The sequence below is a fragment of the Mycoplasma sp. 246B genome (genome assembly GCF_054353935.1).
The window spans coordinates 1-15,812 of record NZ_JBTHHM010000010.1 but is presented as its reverse complement, the minus strand read 5'-3'; the positions used below and the strand labels follow the sequence as shown (position 1 = coordinate 15,812).

Annotated in this window: 15 protein-coding genes; 5 read left to right on the top strand and 10 right to left on the bottom strand. The window is 27.2% G+C overall.

The genetic code is table 4. From position 1 onward, the window contains the following. Positions 1 to 22: 22 nt before the first annotated feature. From ACXYRR_RS03595 to gyrB, 5 genes are all read left to right on the top strand, one after another. Positions 23 to 994 (top strand): LacI family DNA-binding transcriptional regulator, encoded by a 972-nt coding sequence (locus tag ACXYRR_RS03595; protein ID WP_458598008.1) that lies wholly within the window; start codon positions 23 to 25, stop codon positions 992 to 994. Beyond that, complete coding sequence (locus tag ACXYRR_RS03590) at positions 994 to 2,097, top strand: potassium channel family protein (RefSeq protein ID WP_458598006.1); 1,104 nt, start codon at positions 994 to 996, stop codon at positions 2,095 to 2,097. Before ACXYRR_RS03595 ends, ACXYRR_RS03590 begins: the two co-directional genes overlap by 1 nt. After that, the gene (locus ACXYRR_RS03585; RefSeq protein ID WP_458598005.1) at positions 2,090 to 2,917 is read left to right on the top strand and encodes a deoxyribonuclease IV; all 828 of its coding nucleotides are present in this window, start codon (positions 2,090 to 2,092) and stop codon (positions 2,915 to 2,917) included. Before ACXYRR_RS03590 ends, ACXYRR_RS03585 begins: the two co-directional genes overlap by 8 nt. A gap of 123 nt (positions 2,918 to 3,040) precedes the next feature. Then, on the top strand, positions 3,041 to 3,640 hold the full coding sequence (locus ACXYRR_RS03580; protein WP_458598003.1) for a thermonuclease family protein: 600 nt from the start codon (positions 3,041 to 3,043) through the stop codon (positions 3,638 to 3,640). 78 nt (positions 3,641 to 3,718) lie between these two features. Beyond that, the gene (gyrB, locus tag ACXYRR_RS03575; RefSeq protein WP_458598001.1) at positions 3,719 to 5,671 is read left to right on the top strand and encodes a DNA topoisomerase (ATP-hydrolyzing) subunit B; all 1,953 of its coding nucleotides are present in this window, start codon (positions 3,719 to 3,721) and stop codon (positions 5,669 to 5,671) included. Positions 5,672 to 5,717: 46 nt separating this feature from the next. Here gyrB and gpmI read toward each other — a convergent pair whose 3' ends face one another. The 10 genes from gpmI to ACXYRR_RS03525 all read right to left on the bottom strand — a co-directional run bounded on the left by gpmI (position 5,718) and on the right by ACXYRR_RS03525 (position 15,665). Next, the gene (gene gpmI, locus ACXYRR_RS03570; protein ID WP_458597999.1) at positions 5,718 to 7,223 is read right to left on the bottom strand and encodes a 2,3-bisphosphoglycerate-independent phosphoglycerate mutase; all 1,506 of its coding nucleotides are present in this window, start codon (positions 7,221 to 7,223) and stop codon (positions 5,718 to 5,720) included. 39 nt (positions 7,224 to 7,262) lie between these two features. Continuing rightward, a complete protein-coding gene (locus ACXYRR_RS03565; RefSeq protein ID WP_458597997.1) occupies positions 7,263 to 9,545 on the bottom strand; it encodes a UU173 family protein in 2,283 nt (760 codons plus the stop codon). Between the two features lies 1 nt (position 9,546). Then, positions 9,547 to 10,944 (bottom strand): DUF2130 domain-containing protein, encoded by a 1,398-nt coding sequence (locus tag ACXYRR_RS03560; protein WP_458597995.1) that lies wholly within the window; start codon positions 10,942 to 10,944, stop codon positions 9,547 to 9,549. 106 nt (positions 10,945 to 11,050) lie between these two features. Beyond that, a complete protein-coding gene (locus ACXYRR_RS03555; protein WP_458597993.1) occupies positions 11,051 to 12,175 on the bottom strand; it encodes a DNA methyltransferase in 1,125 nt (374 codons plus the stop codon). Between the two features lie 95 nt (positions 12,176 to 12,270). Next, a complete protein-coding gene (locus ACXYRR_RS03550; RefSeq protein WP_458597991.1) occupies positions 12,271 to 12,720 on the bottom strand; it encodes a hypothetical protein in 450 nt (149 codons plus the stop codon). Continuing rightward, positions 12,707 to 12,880 carry a hypothetical protein gene (locus tag ACXYRR_RS03545; RefSeq protein ID WP_458597989.1) on the bottom strand — a complete coding sequence of 58 codons (174 nt, stop codon included), beginning with the start codon at positions 12,878 to 12,880 and terminating at the stop codon, positions 12,707 to 12,709. The genes ACXYRR_RS03550 and ACXYRR_RS03545 overlap by 14 nt, the downstream gene beginning before the upstream one ends. A 147-nt stretch (positions 12,881 to 13,027) precedes the next feature. Continuing rightward, the gene (locus ACXYRR_RS03540) at positions 13,028 to 13,609 is read right to left on the bottom strand and encodes a hypothetical protein (protein ID WP_458597987.1); all 582 of its coding nucleotides are present in this window, start codon (positions 13,607 to 13,609) and stop codon (positions 13,028 to 13,030) included. A gap of 244 nt (positions 13,610 to 13,853) precedes the next feature. Beyond that, positions 13,854 to 14,573 carry a P-loop NTPase family protein gene (locus tag ACXYRR_RS03535; RefSeq protein ID WP_458597985.1) on the bottom strand — a complete coding sequence of 240 codons (720 nt, stop codon included), beginning with the start codon at positions 14,571 to 14,573 and terminating at the stop codon, positions 13,854 to 13,856. Between the two features lie 98 nt (positions 14,574 to 14,671). Beyond that, on the bottom strand, positions 14,672 to 15,172 hold the full coding sequence (locus ACXYRR_RS03530) for a DEAD/DEAH box helicase family protein (RefSeq protein ID WP_458597983.1): 501 nt from the start codon (positions 15,170 to 15,172) through the stop codon (positions 14,672 to 14,674). A gap of 1 nt (position 15,173) precedes the next feature. Beyond that, entirely contained in the window at positions 15,174 to 15,665 is a 492-nt protein-coding gene (locus ACXYRR_RS03525) for a DNA methyltransferase (RefSeq protein ID WP_458597981.1), read from the bottom strand. Between the last annotated feature and the right edge of the window lie 147 nt (positions 15,666 to 15,812).

The following is a 15,812-nucleotide window of genomic DNA, read 5'->3' as shown; positions in this document are numbered from 1 at the left end:
CATTTATGGTATAATCTAAATTATGAATATCAAAAAACAATTATCATATAAAGACATAGCAGCACAATCTAAAGTTTCTATTTCAACTATTTCAAGGTTTTATAACAACGGATACGTGTCTAAAAAAACAAAAGAAAGAATTCAAGCCGTAGTAAAAGCAAATGAGTATTATCCCAATCAAGGAGCCCGTTTAATCCGAGGGCGTGATAATTCAGTATTTATTATTATGCCAATTTGAGCGCAAAATTTATATGCATCTATTGTAAGCGGAATTACCATTTCTTGTGCAAAAACAGGAAGAAGAGTAAATACAACCTATTCAGGCAGTTCGACATCTGAATATATTGATTCAATAAGATATGCATTATCTTGAAAACCCGGATCAATTGTTGTATTTATTCCACAATATGATAAAGAATTATTTGACTTTATTCGTAAAACAGATGATACAACATTTATAGTTTACGGACATCAAGTTCGGGGGATAAATTGAATCAAACCTGATGTGACCAAAGGCTTTTATGATTTAACTAACAAAGTAATGTTAAGTACACACCCTAAGGATCGAAAAGCAATTTTTGTTAAAGATGATCGTCTTAGTGATTCACAGATTGCTGAAAGAATTCAAGGATACGAAAGAGCTTGTTCGGAAAATGGTTGAGAAATTCACGATTTTCATTTAAGTACCAAAAAAGAAATTGATGAAATTATTCGTTTAAATAATTACCTTAAAAAGAATAATATTAAAAATATTATATGTTCAACACACGAAGTTTATGTAACTTTAACTGTTACATTAGGGGTGCGTGAATACACATTTACAGATATAGGTTATCAATCAATTTATGATAATATGAAGAATTATTCAGCAAAAATATTCATTGATTACCCTAACATCGGATTTAAAATCGATGATATGATTACAGTTTATAAAGAAACACATGAATTTATTTCTAAAATAATTCCTATTGAAATTTTAGAACCAAGAAGATAATGTCAAAATTTAAAAAACATTATGATAATTTTATAACAATCTTCACATCAATTGTTTGGTCAACGAAAAAATTAGATGATGTTTTAGGTAATCAACTTAAACGTATTCGTTTTGTTCGTTTAGGTTATGTAGGTTTAGTAATTTTTGCTTCATTAATTTCAGTTTTTTCTTTGGTTTCACCAACCGAAGAGATTAAGCCTTATTGAGGACCTGCTGTTGCTACATTACAACTTATTACCTTTGCATTTTTTATCTTTGATTATGTTGCACACTTAGTTACATATCGGATTTATAATAATTTAAATAAAGATATTCAGTTGTGAAAAAGTACAGTAAAATTTATTTTTTCTGGGACAGGGATTGTTATTTTATTGTGTATTTTAACGTCTTTACATGTGATTGAGGATTTTAGTAATCATATTTCACCTGCTTTATCTAAAGCAATAAATTTCTTTAGAATCTTAAATATTTTTAGATTTATTCGTTTATTTATAGTGTTGGCATTTTTTGCACCGTTTAAGATTATCATAGATGTTTTTGCTAAACAAAAAAAGGTGCTCTCATATGTTTTGTTATTAGTAATTTTAGTGATAATTGTTTTTGCGATATTGATATGAAATAATGAAACAGTATATTTAGAAAATGAGCAAAAAAACTGATTAGAAAGTCAAAAAATTGATTTTAAGCAGTGACAAGAATTTTTAAATTATAAAAATTTAAATGAAATAGAGACAAAAAAATTCTTACAACAACATCCTAATTTACAGACAAACCTAGCAAATTTTGAAAATAATTATCAAAGTTATCAAGATTTATCTAGTGGTTATGTAAAGAATTTTGTGGATGCTTTGTATTTTTCAACTATCACATTAACTACAATAGGTTATGGTGACTTACTACCACATGCACCAATTACAAAAATTATAGTTTCAGTTAATGCATTGATTGCTTTAGCAATTATAGCTATTCCATCTGGGGTTATAGCAGGAGCATTTTTAACAGAAATGCAAGCACATATACAGAAAAAGAATAAAAAAAAGGACACTGAAGTGATTGATGAAACAAATCAAAATGCTTCGGAAAACGAGGTAAGCAATGATTAAATTAGGATCTCACATTTCTTTTAAAGCTCCACATTATTTACCTGGGGCAGTAAAAGAATCACAAGAAAACGGTGCAAATACAATGATGGTTTATCTTGGAGCACCACAAACTACCAAGAGAGTAGATGTAGAAAAATATAAATTACAAGAATATGAAGAAAATTGAGCTAATGTGATTCCAAAAGAAGATATTATAGTTCATGCACCATATGTTATTAATCCAGCAAGTCCATCAAAACATGCTTTTTCAAATGATTTTTTAATAGCAGAAATTAAAAGAATGAATTATTTAGGATTAAAATGATTAGTCTTGCACCCAGGATCATATACAGAATTTGAACCACAAGAAGCACTTGATCAACTTGTTGATTCACTTAAATATATACTTGAAAATACAAAAGATGTAGTAATTTGCATTGAAACAATGGCAGGAAAAGGAACAGAAATTGGAACAAATTTTGAGCAAATTCGTTTTATTTTAGATTGAGTTGATTCAGAACGAGTACAAGTTTGTTTAGATACGTGTCATATGTGGGATTCTGGATATGATTTGCAAGATTATGAAAATTTTAAAAATGAGCTAAAAAGATGAAATCTGCTTGAAAGAACCAAAGTAATACATTTAAATGATTCAAAGCACGAAATTTTCTCTCGTAAAGACCGCCACGCAAACATCGGAAAAGGAACAATAGGAACCGAGACACTCAAAAAATTTGTTCATGATCCTGATTTTGATAATATTCCTATTATACTAGAAACTCCATGAGCAGATGATGGACCAATTTACAAAGATGAAATAGCATTATTATTAAGTAAATAAAGAGATTTGCAGTGTAAACTGCATTTTTTTTACTTTCTGGTAACAACAAAAGATTATAAGTTCGCTTTTTGTTCTTTTTTTAGTTCGTGTTTAAAAATCATTAATAATTTAAATGGAGCGAATATGAAAAAAATTAAAAAATGAATATGAATTCTTTTAAGTGTGTTGGTTGTTCCTGCATCTGCAAGTGGTTTATTTTTATATCAACATAATAAACAAAATAACCATAAATATATTACTATAAAGGTTCAAAAGGTTATTGATGGTGATACAATCATAGCAACTGATTTATTTAATAAACAATATCATATACGGCTCTATGGAATTGATACACCTGAGACTCAAAAAGATTTTAAAAAAGAAAAGCTACAAAAATATGAAAATGATTATGCAAAGAAAGCAAAGCAATATACATCAGAATTAATTGAAAATAAAAGAATATATATGCAGCAAATTCAAGTTGATAAATATAAAAGGGTAGTTGCTGTTTTATATTTATCAACAAAAGATGATTTTTATAATTCAATTAATGCTAAATTAGTAGAAAAAGGACTTGCTAGAGTTCATTATATTCAAGATAAAAATCCTAAAGCACCTTACTATACATATAATGAAGAAATGAAGCAAATGTATGTAAAATTACTTAAAAAACAAGAGATATCAAAAAGTAATTTAAAAGGCTTTTGAAAAGAAAATTTATATACTATTTTCTCGAAACCATAGGTTTTTCTATATAAAAACAAGGGATTTATAACAAAAATGGTATAATTTAAAAAATATTTATGCTTTAGGAGTAAAAATATGTCAGCAAAGAATACACAAGATTATAGTGCAGCAAATATTAAACACTTAGAAGGTTTAGAACATGTTCGTAAGCGGCCAGGGATGTATATTGGAAGCACATCGAAATCAGGACTCCATCATATGGTTTGAGAAATTGTAGATAACTCTGTTGATGAAGCAATGGCAGGATATGCAAAAAATATTCATATAACAATAACAAAAGAAGAAAATATAATAGTAGAAGATGATGGTCGCGGCATTCCTACTGATGCTCATCCAAAATTTGGTATAAGTGCATTAGAAGTAGTTTTAACCAAACTTAATGCTGGTGGTAAATTTGAATCAAATGCATATAAAGTTAGTGGGGGTTTACATGGTGTTGGGGCTTCAGTTGTTAATGCTTTAAGTGATTCGATGAAAGCATGAGTTAAACGTAATGGGAAAGTTTATTTTGCTGAATTTCATAATGGTGGGCAAACTTTAACACCCACAAGTGTAATTGCTGATTGCGATCCAAACGAGACAGGGACCAAAATTCAATTTCATCCTGATTTTAGAATAATGGAGAAGTTGAGTTTTGATAAAGATATAATAATAGATCATTCTAAACAAATAGCTCACCTTAATAAGGGTTTACTTGTTACAGTTAAAGATGAAAGAGACGATTCTTATCAAGAATTTCGATATGAAAATGGGATAATTGATTATGTTAAAGAAGTAGATGAAGGTTATAAACCTGTGAATAATGATGTTATTTATGCTTCAGGAGAATATAAATATATTGATGAACATACTCAAAACGAAGTTATTATAGGCGTAGAAGTAGCTGTGCAATACCTTTTTGACTTATATCGTTCTAATATAATTTCATATACAAATAATATTCTAACAATTGAAGGTGGGACACATATATCTGGTTTTTATGATTCAATAATGCGTTTAGTCAATTCATATGCTCAAGAAAAAGGTATTTTTAAAAATGAATCAGAGCGTTTTACCCGTGATGACTTAATTGAAGGAATGACAGCGATTATTTCAATAAAACACCCTGATCCACAGTTCGAAGGACAAACAAAGGCGAAATTAGGTTCTAAAGATGCTCGTAGAGCAGTAAATGAGATTTATTCAGAAGCTTTTGAACGCTTTTTAAATGAACATCCCGATTTAGCTAAAAAGATAGTAGAAATTGCTATAGCTGCACGTAGAGGACGTCTTGCATCGAATGCAGCAAGAGATAATGCTCGTAGAAAGAATGTTTTTGAAAGCGGAGGTTTACCAGGTAAGTTATCAGATTGTTCATCAAAAAATGCAGAAATTTCAGAGTTATTTATAGTCGAAGGAAATTCAGCTGGTGGGTCAGCTAAGATGGGTCGTGATCGTCATATCCAAGCTATATTACCACTTCGCGGAAAAATCCTAAATGTAGAAAAAACCAGACAAGAAAGAGTGTTTGGAAATGAAGAAATAATGTCGCTTATTACAGCATTAGGAACAGGATTGGGTGAAACCTTTAACATTAATAAATTAAGATACCATAAAATAGTTATAATGACAGATGCCGATGTCGATGGTGCACACATTAGAACTTTATTATTAACATTCTTCTATCGTTATTTTAAACCTTTAATAGAATATGGATTTATCTACATCGCGCAACCTCCTTTATATAAGATTTCACAAGGAAGAACGGTAGAATATGCTTTTAATGACCAACAAAAAGAAGAAATTATTGCTAAATTTAATCAGAGTCAAAAAATAACAATTCAACGCTACAAAGGACTTGGGGAAATGGACCCTATTCAACTTTGAGACACAACAATGAACCCGAAAAACCGCAAAATGTTACAAGTTCAAATCGAAGATGCAGTAAGAGCAGACCGTATTTTTGAAATTCTTATGGGTGAAAATGTTTTACCACGTAAACAATTTATAGAAAATAATGCAAAATATGTTAAAAATATTGATTTATAAAAGTACCTATTAATTAGGTACTTTTATAAATTACATTAGCATATGGTTATTTAATCAATAACGATTCTTCATCCATTTGTTTTGGTTTTGGGATATTTAGATAATCTAATAAAGTTGGTGAAATATTAGCTAGACATCCATCTTTTAATTTTACTGATTTATCGGTGCAAATAAGCATAACAGGACTACTTGTATGTTTGGTTGCTGGTTTTCCGCTTTCATCTTCAGTTATTTCTGCATTTCCGTGATCAGCTGTTATAAATACAGTGATATTGTTGCTTTGTGCTCAATCAATAATTCTTTTAATTTGTGTATCTAAAAAACTTACTGCTTCAATAGTAGATTTAAGATTTCCGGTATGTCCTACCATATCAGGGTTAGCAAAGTTCATAATAGTAACATCAAAATCTAAAGCATTTTTTAATAACTCATCGGTAATACCTTCAGCAGACATATGTGGTGCATCAGCATATGATTCTACTTTTAATGAATCAACCATAATTCTTTTTGAGTTTTTAAACACAATGTCTTTTCCGCCATCCATAAAGTAAGTCACATGTGCATATTTTTGTGTTTCGGCAACACGTAATTGACTTACATCTGCTTCTTCCAAAACCCTACCAATAGGCATATTAATTTCCATTTCATCAAATGCAATATTTGTTTGAATTCCTTCATATTTCATCATTGAAACAAATTGGTTAATTTTAACAGGTTGTGACGGTTTATTTTCGTATAAAGGTGAACCAATTAATAAATGAGTCAGTTGTCTAGCTCGGTCAGGGCGGAAGTTAAAGAAAATAATTGAATCACCATCTTTTATAAATGAATCTGCTGACAAGTTTGCTTTTTGTGCAGGTATAAAAAACTCATCTGAAATATCATTAGCATATTGCGAATCAACATAATCAAGAGCATTTTGATATTTATTTTGCGAATTACCTAATAAAGTTGCGTATGCTTTTTCAACACGATCAAACATTTTATCACGGTCCATTGCATAAAAGCGACCAGAAACGGTTGCGATGTTGTAATTATATTTATCACAGATATCTTGTAGTTTTTGCATTGATGCTTTGATTGAACGAGGGGCAACATCACGACCATCACCAAAAGCATGTACAGAAACTTTTTTAAGTCCATATTCGTATGCTGCATCTAGAAGTTCAAATAAATGTGTTTCTAATGAGTGAACACCACCTGGAGATAAAAGTCCCATTAGATGAAGTGTTGAATTATTCTTTTTAACATCCTCGAATGCTTTTACAAATGCTGGAGCAGATTTAAAAGTTCCATCTTTTAAAGCTTTGTTAATTAATGATAATCCTGTATACACAATTGTTCCTGCACCAATATTTAGATGTCCCACTTCTGAATTACCCATTTGTCCTTTTGGTAATCCTACAAACTCACCAGAAGCCTGAATTAATGAATTAGGGTATTCAGCAAATAATTTATCAAAGGTTGGTGTATTTGCTAAAGCAAAACCGTTTCCTTGGCTTTCCCTACGTAATCCTAATCCATCTATAACTATTAAAATAACTTTTTTCATATTAAACCTCGATATATTTAATAGATATTGTATCACAAATTATCTTTTTGTTGCAACAGATAATTTTCCACCTATAACTGTATATTCCATATTTTCAACCATTTTAAGTTGATATTCAAATTCGGATAAATTATCGTATGCTTTAGAAAATAAAAACATTATAAAATCATACACCATCATCATTGCACGAACATCATTTTCACAATATTTTTTTAAGTTAGGAACGATATTGTTTTGTCATACAGCATCATTGGTTGCGCCTAAATATCTTAATATAGCAGCTTCCATTGCCATTGTTCCTTTTTGAATTACAAGTTCTGAATAAGGTGTGATTTTGTTTTTCAGATCAAAATTCATATGAGTGATGTATTTTTCTATTTTCTTAATAGAAAAATAGTATTTTAGGAAGTTGATATGAATTAGTTTTTTAGTAGTTATTATGTTTTCTTTAATAAAATCTTTATCAACTTTTGTTGTTTTTATGTTATTACCATCTTCGTAAAAAGCAGTAATTTTTTCATAATTTTTTTTCTCTTGCTTTGAATTTTTAAAACAATCAGCTAAATCAATTGTGTGATTATTAATTCAATCCACCATACCAGCAAAATAATGAATGCTTTTATATTTTTGATCAATATATTGTTCAAATTCTTTGTTGTTTAGGTAATTTTCAGTAACTAAATCTTTAATCTCCTTATTGCGTGCATTTTCATAATTTTTGTTATATACAACAAATCAATCTGCTTTATTTGAATAAATGACATCGATTAAATCAACTAAATTATATATAGTTAAATCTTTTGTATCTATTACAATATTTTCAACTTTTTCTTCGATGCCATTTTTAGTTATAATAACAGAAACTTGATTTACTAATTGATTATATGGAGCAATATTATTTAAAGGAGGATATAAGTCAGAAAAACCCTCATAATCATATCAACAGATCCGAGCATCTTTTTGATGTAAGGGGAGAATTTTTGTCAAAGCATCTAAGTTAAAAAAATTAATGTTTTTATTATATAGTTCTATTTTTCTTGTAAATTCAACTAAATTTTCTTTTTCTTTTTTGCTAAAGAAAGAAAAAGAAATTTCATCAAAATTTGGACCTATAAACAGTTTATATAAAGCAATTTTTTGTTCTTTATTAATAAAGTTTCATTCATCAATTCATATTTTTTGTGAATTTGTTTGATAGTTTAATGTGTTATTCAATCAACTTTTTACAGATTCGATTTTTTTATCTTTTTCAATTGATAAAAACTTATATATTGCATCAAAGTTGCTTTTGTTGTTAAATTCATTAAATGCTTTTTCAATAATTTTTTTATATATCTTAAAAGACCGAAATTCAATGGTAATTTCTTTTGAAAGATTTTCAATAATAAAAAGTTTTTCATCAGTTGAATGAAGTATGTCAGCTGTTTTTTGAGAAAATGAAATACCATTTCTTTTGATAATATTAATAAATTCTAAATGGCTGTTTTCATTATGGTTAAAGCCTAATTTCAAATTAATATCACCTGTTCTTACTAATGCTTCAAACATCTGTTTTTGATATGTGCTAGGATTATCCTTAGAAATTTTACGGATAGATTTTGCAACATCAGCAGCAAAAGATTCATAAAAGTTTATTTTACCTTTTTGTACCTTACGATGTATTCTATCTCAGGGATTTATTATTAAAACTGACATATCGTTAATATTAATGTTGTTTGTCTTAAAAATTTGATAAATATAGAAATGTTTGTAATACATTTCATATTTACATCTTGCTGTATAACTTAATAAAACTAATTTGTTCAAGGATTTATGATAAATAAAGAAAGGTGCAACATAATCGAAATCGCCTGATACATCATATAATGTTCCGTTAAAGATTAAATCTATTTCATTATCCTTGATAGCTTTTAATGTATCGATATGCTTGGTTTGATAGTCACTTTTCGATGAAATAAATTTAACTTGTGAATTTGGAATATTATATTTATTTAAATATCAATTTAATGCATCTTTTAAATAATTATCATAACTATCTTTATTTACTTTTATATATGTTTCTGTATCACTAACAGAATCTAAATTTAATTCATGAAATGCATCAATATCGTGATTTTCGAAAAATTCATAATCAAAATTAACAAATTGCTCATCATCTTCTTCGTTAGTTATTTCGATGTTATCTCAAGTTCTGTTTCATCTCTTTTGATATTCTTGTTTAATATCACTAATAAGTGAATCGTTATTTCAAATTAATGCAGGATTATTACCAAAAACGCGTTTAAAAATATTTCATGTAACTTTATTTTGTTGTTTTTGCATTTTATTCAGAATCCTTTTTCTCGATTAGTTTTTGCTCCACTTTTTCAAGTTTAGCAATTTCTTTAATAAATTCTGATTTTCCAAAATCACTTATCTTACGCTGCATTTTTGAAAAATGTTTATGTGCTATATTATTTGCACTATCTTCTATGCTAGATAAAAGTTTTCGCATCTTATCTGCATTTTCAATAATACCTTCAATTTCTTTGTTTGATTTCTCGATATGATTTAATATATTTTTTTCTACAAAGTCGTTGAATTTCTCAAGTATTACTTTTTTACTATTAAATTCTATTTTGTCTGCATTTAATGAATATTTTATTTGTAAGATGTTTTTTAATAATGAAATAAGATTTATTAAAGCAACATCACGAACAATAAATATCTCGTTATAACCTGAAATTTTTTCAATATAAAGAACGCTATTAGGTTCTAATTCAGTGACTAAAATTGCAAAATCAGCCTTAAAGTTTTTTCGATCTTGTTCGAGTTTTTCAATAAAGTCTTTGTTTCTTCTTGATCCTTGTTCGGTAATTCTATTTTTTGCTTCAATTATAATAGTCCCATATGAATTTTTATCGTCATCTAAGATATTTAAATCTTTAAAATCTATTTTAAAATCGGGTTTTCTATTGTTTATATGTTTGGTGGTTTTCTCAAAACTAACATCTTCTGAAAAAGCAAAGCCTTCTGCGAGTTTATTAAAAATATGATTCTCAAATTCCTCACCATATTCCTTGGTTGATTTATTATATCTATATTTTTGTAGGGTTTCTAACTCGGTTTGAAGTTTAGTTGATAACTGTTTTTTGTCTTCAAATTCAGCAAGTAGTTTTTCGTTCTTTTCTAGAAGTGATTGCTTTTCTACATTTAAAATTTGAAGTTTATTTTCTAATTCCATCAATTGTTTTTGATGTTGTTGTTGAAGTTTAAGTTTTATGTTTTCAATTTCTTTATTTAAAATAGAATTTTCATAATCTTTCTTTTCTGCTTCAAATTTATCTTTTAACTTATTTCTCTCTTGCTCAAGTTGCTTATAATAATTATCCTTAAGTTCGTTTTCAAGTTTTTGTGTTTTTTCAACATTTTCTATTATGAGTTTATTAATTTCATAATCTTTTTGATTTTTTAGTTCATTGTATTCTTTTGAATTCTTTATTTCTCTTGTGAAAGTTTTTTCTAAATTTTCTTGTATTTCCTTAGTAAGTCGATTTTTTTCATTTTGTATGATTTGTTCTCTGATTTTACCTGTTTCATCTGTAATTTTTTTTAGATCTTGGTTCAGAATATCGTTTAAATTAAAATAATCTCCATCTGAAACATTAATATCATCAATGAAAAATTCAAGGTTTTGAATATCTTTAATTTTAATATTAATTTTTTTTGATTTAACTTGCATGTCACCTCCTTAATATATAATTATTTTAATAATTATATATATAGTTTAACAAAAGCAAATAAAATACAAGAAATTTTCTTGTATTTTAATTATTAGTACACCGATTCTAGTCATTCTTTTTATAAGGTTTTAAGGTTAATAATTCAGTTAGTAGTTCATCATAATCAAATTTAGAATTATCTATACCAAAGTTCTTAATAAGACTTAGTCATTTTTCTTTTAAATCTTTAACATTGTTTGATGATTCTAATCCTATATTGATATAATCTTCTTTTTCGTTAAGTCAGTAGACATTTAAATTAGAATTATAAGGTTCATTTTTTTGATATCACTTACAATTAATTTCATTACCAATTAGATCTGTATTTGTATTTATTCTTCTTAATCTTTGATAGGTTACATCAATACCAATACTATTTTCATTATTTGTAACAAGTGTAAAAGTTCTGTTTCCACCATCTTCACGGTTTAGTTCTAAAACAGCATGTCCAGTTGTTCCAGAGCCTGCGTAAAAGTCTAAAACACGAGAGTTTTTGTTTGGGTGAATATTGGATAAATATTTAATAAGTTTGGATGGTTTTGGATATGAAAAACTAATTCCAATATCGTTCATTTCGTTATTACTGTAAATATTTGTACCTGTTTTATCTTTTTCTAATAATTTTGGGATGATGAATCTTGAATGTTTTTCAAAATAACGAATAGCAAGACTTCTGTGTTGTTTCACAATAAATGATGCCCCCTCATTGACTCTGTTCTCCAATTCCTTTTGACTTCATTTTGATCTCCCAGATAAAGTAAATTCATTTGTATTATAGTTTTCTAGAACATTTATATCGTTAATAAGTTCAAAATTATTATAATTTCCCTTATATATTATACCGTTGTCAAAATCCTTAAAATATACTAAACCAACAGGAAATTTAATAGATTTTATTGGAATATCTTTTGAATACAATGAACTATCCGATTCGTTTGGATTGTTTATTTTATCATTAAAAACAAATTTGTTGTAGTCTTTTACATAACAAATAACATATTCAGCATTTTTTCTTATATTTCCACTATTTGAACCAGTTTTAGCGAAAATGAAGTTCTCTACAAAGTTTATTTCTCCAAATATTTCATCCATTAAAACTTTTAAATATGCTTGTTCATTATCATCGATTGAAACAAAAATTACCCCATCATCTTTTAATAATTCTCTTGCTAGTTTTAACCTTTCATTCATCATATTTAGTCAACCATTTTGTGTGAATTTATCACGGTAACTAAATGATTTTGCTGCAATGTTTTCTTTATCATTTGCTAATTTATTTCCATCTTTTAATGAACTTTCGGTATTAAAGGGGGATCGATATAAATAACATCGTAATTAAAATCTAATCCGTTTCTTTGTCTATGTCTTTCAATTAATATGAGATTCTTTAATGCATCATAGTTTTCACCTATGATTAAGGTGTTTTGATCTTTTGGAGGTTTATTATCAAAATTAAATGATAATTGATCATCTTTTCTTAAAATAGCAATAGTTTTACTATCTGACTCAGGTGCTGCATCGAAGGTAAAACCCATTTTTACTCTTTGAATAATAAATTGTGAGATATATTGCACTCTATTTGGATTAGTAATATTATCAATAATTTCTTTAGCAATTTCTTTTTGGTCTTGGTTAAATTCAGTTGAAGAAAGCTCATCAATTCTAGCTTTTTCTTGTTTCTTTAGTTCATCTAAATTCTTTTGTAATTTAGATTTCTTTACACTAGTTTTGTTCATTATTCTCCTTTAGAGTAGGAGAATTTTCTAATTCTGCTTTTATTATATCTACCAATTCGATATTATTTATCTCTAATATTTCTTTTACAGAAGAAATGGTTGAATCACCGTAATAAGAAATTTTAATATCATTGGCATTGGTATTAACTTTTGCTACCAAAAGAGATAAATTGATATTTTTATTATTTTTATTATTTTTTTCTAAATACTTTTCAATATATTTTTTGTAAGCATTAAGAATATTTTCTGTTTTTTCTGGGTTAATATCGTTTTCGCTTTTAACTTCTATATAAATATGATGTGTTTGTTATTTCAAAATAAAATCTGTGTAACTCGATGTTTTTCTAAGTTCTGAATCAAGGTATTCAAATTTTATACCATCGAATACAGGGTTTTTAGTTCATATTTTTAGTTTATTTCTTAGATCCTTATTAAACTTAATCAAATCTTTTATATGGTTAGCAAAAATAATCTCTGGATTAGAATCGAGCCCTATATTAATTGTTGATTCATTTTTATCTGTGTATGCATATTTAAAGTCCTTAGGAACGGTAAGACAGTTTGAACATTCATTTTCAATATATACTGGTATTTGTTCAGGAAGAGTATTATCCCTGGTTAAAATAAAATCTATTTTATCTTCATCATGCATTTTCTTTTTTACATCTTTATAAATATTTATAATGTCATTAAGATAGTTTTTGATAAAAATGTATCTGTAAATTATGTAATCAAAATATTTATTTTCATCCTTATTCTTATCAGGTGTATTATCTTTTTCTTTACAAAAATCAACAATTCTTTGATATAAAGCATCTATTATAGTTAAAATATTTCCAGTAAGATAATTGCTGTTTTTATCAATCTGTCACAAGTTATATTGTTCCATATCAATTTTATTTTCTATTATTTCAGTATTAATTTCTTTGTTTCCGTATTTTTCTGTTTCAGCAACTATATAACCTTTCTGTTGATATTCATTAATAATATTATCTTTTCTGGTTATAAAAGTTTTTATATTTGTATCGTTAAAGTTTTTGATAAGATTTTGAACTTTTAATTCATATTCTGCTTGGTTTTCTTTTTTAATTGTATTAAAGTTTTCTAATCGTCCGGTGACAAATTTTTCATCTTTATATTCTTTTTTTTAAATACAACTGTTTTGTTTCTCCACGTTCGTGATCGACATTGCTGTAAATATAGTATTTTAGTGCTTCTGAGTTTTCTTTTTGATTCTTTTTTGGTACAGGATTACGTTTGATTCTACCTATGGTTTGAATAGGTAAGGTGCTTGAAGAAATATTACGAAGTTGCACCAACATACAAGCTCTAGGGATGTTTCAACCTGTTGAACCCCCTATTTTAAAGATAATTACATCGGTATTATCAGAGTTCTTAGAAATATCTTTCAAAGAATAACCATCTTTTGTTCTAAGTTGTTTTTCATTAATATCATCATCAAAATATTGCACAAATTTTAAGTTATGTTTATTTAAAATTTCTTTTATTTTGCTTAGATTTTTATTGAATTCATCTTTTTTATCAGAATCTATGTTGCTGCTGTTATCGACTTGGATAAGCATTGCAGCATTAATCCCGACTAAATCTGGTTCATTTTTTGCATCATTATATCTTGCTTTAACTTCTTTAAATTCTTTACATGCGATATTTAAAATTGTTTCCAAGTCGATATCACCGTCTTTATAATTACCTAATCCTTTATTAAATACTTTTTGAGTCTTTAATAATTTTATATCTGCTTCCATTAAATCTTTTTCAGTTAGTTCGATAAGATTTTTGTAATCTTTTGGTGTTGCAGTCATTTTTACAGTAAAATGTGCTCTAGATTGCATTAAATTTTCAAAACCATCTAGATTAGTCTGTTCTTTTTTAGCATTTCCTTTTGATTTATCTATATCAGAACCTATATGTGCTTCATCCCTGATATAGATTAATTTATAATTTTTATTTTTAATTTCATCGAGAAGGTTTTCAATAGCTTTTTTTCTTTTAAGATAGTGTTTTTAGTATAAGATGAAGAACCTATAATAAAAACCTTATTATTTGCTGCTAAAAACTGATAATTGGTTTCTCTTGAATAATTTTTCTTATTTGAAGGAGATTCAATTCGTTCGATTGGAAAATTTTTATTATTTATTAAGGTTCTTTTATATTCATTGAAATTATTTTCTAGTTGTTCTGGTAGTTTGGCAACAGATAAAGTTGTAACAATGAAGATTATTTTGTCTTTATTAAAATGTGTTTTATTTCATACAATCATTTGGTGAATGAAATTTAGCATCATAAAGGTTTTACCAGAACCAGTAGGTGCTTTAAAATATACTGTTTTACCTTGAGGATTTTCATCATTTATATTTATGGATTTAAGATGACCTTGCGCTTCTCTACAAAGTTGTTTTACTACTTTTTCTTGTGGTTTTATGAGTTTCATACTAATTTTTACCATCCTTAATTAAAGGTTTTAAGGTTAAAAGTTCAGTAAGTAAATCATCTTTATCAAAATTAGTTTCTTGTACACCGAAATTTTTAATTAGGTTTTTTCATTTTTCTTCTATTTCTTTAACAGTAATGTTTGAAAATAAGCTTATATCAATATAATCATCATTATCAAGTCAATATACATTTAAATTAGAATTATATGGATCGTTGTTTTTGTATCAAGTGAGATTATATTCATTCTTATTTAAATTAGTTCTCGTGTTTATTCTTCTTAACCTTTCATAGTTTATATCTCTACCAATGCTGTTTTCATTATTTGTAATAAGTGTGAAAGTCCTGTTACCCCCATCTTCACGATTTAATTGTAAAGTAGCATGACCGGTTGTTCCAGAACCGGCGTAGAAGTCTAAAATTCTAAGGTTTATATTGGGATGTAAATTTATTAATAATTTAATAATATTTACTGGTTTTGGATTATTAAACATTCCATCTGCTGGTTTTATAATATTTGTGAATTCTGTTGTTCCACCTGACGAATCTATTGATGAAAAAATGCTTTTATCTCAATATAAATCATCTAAAAGTTCATTAAACGAAAAGTTGGGACCTTAAAAAAAGTTGTGTATCCATAA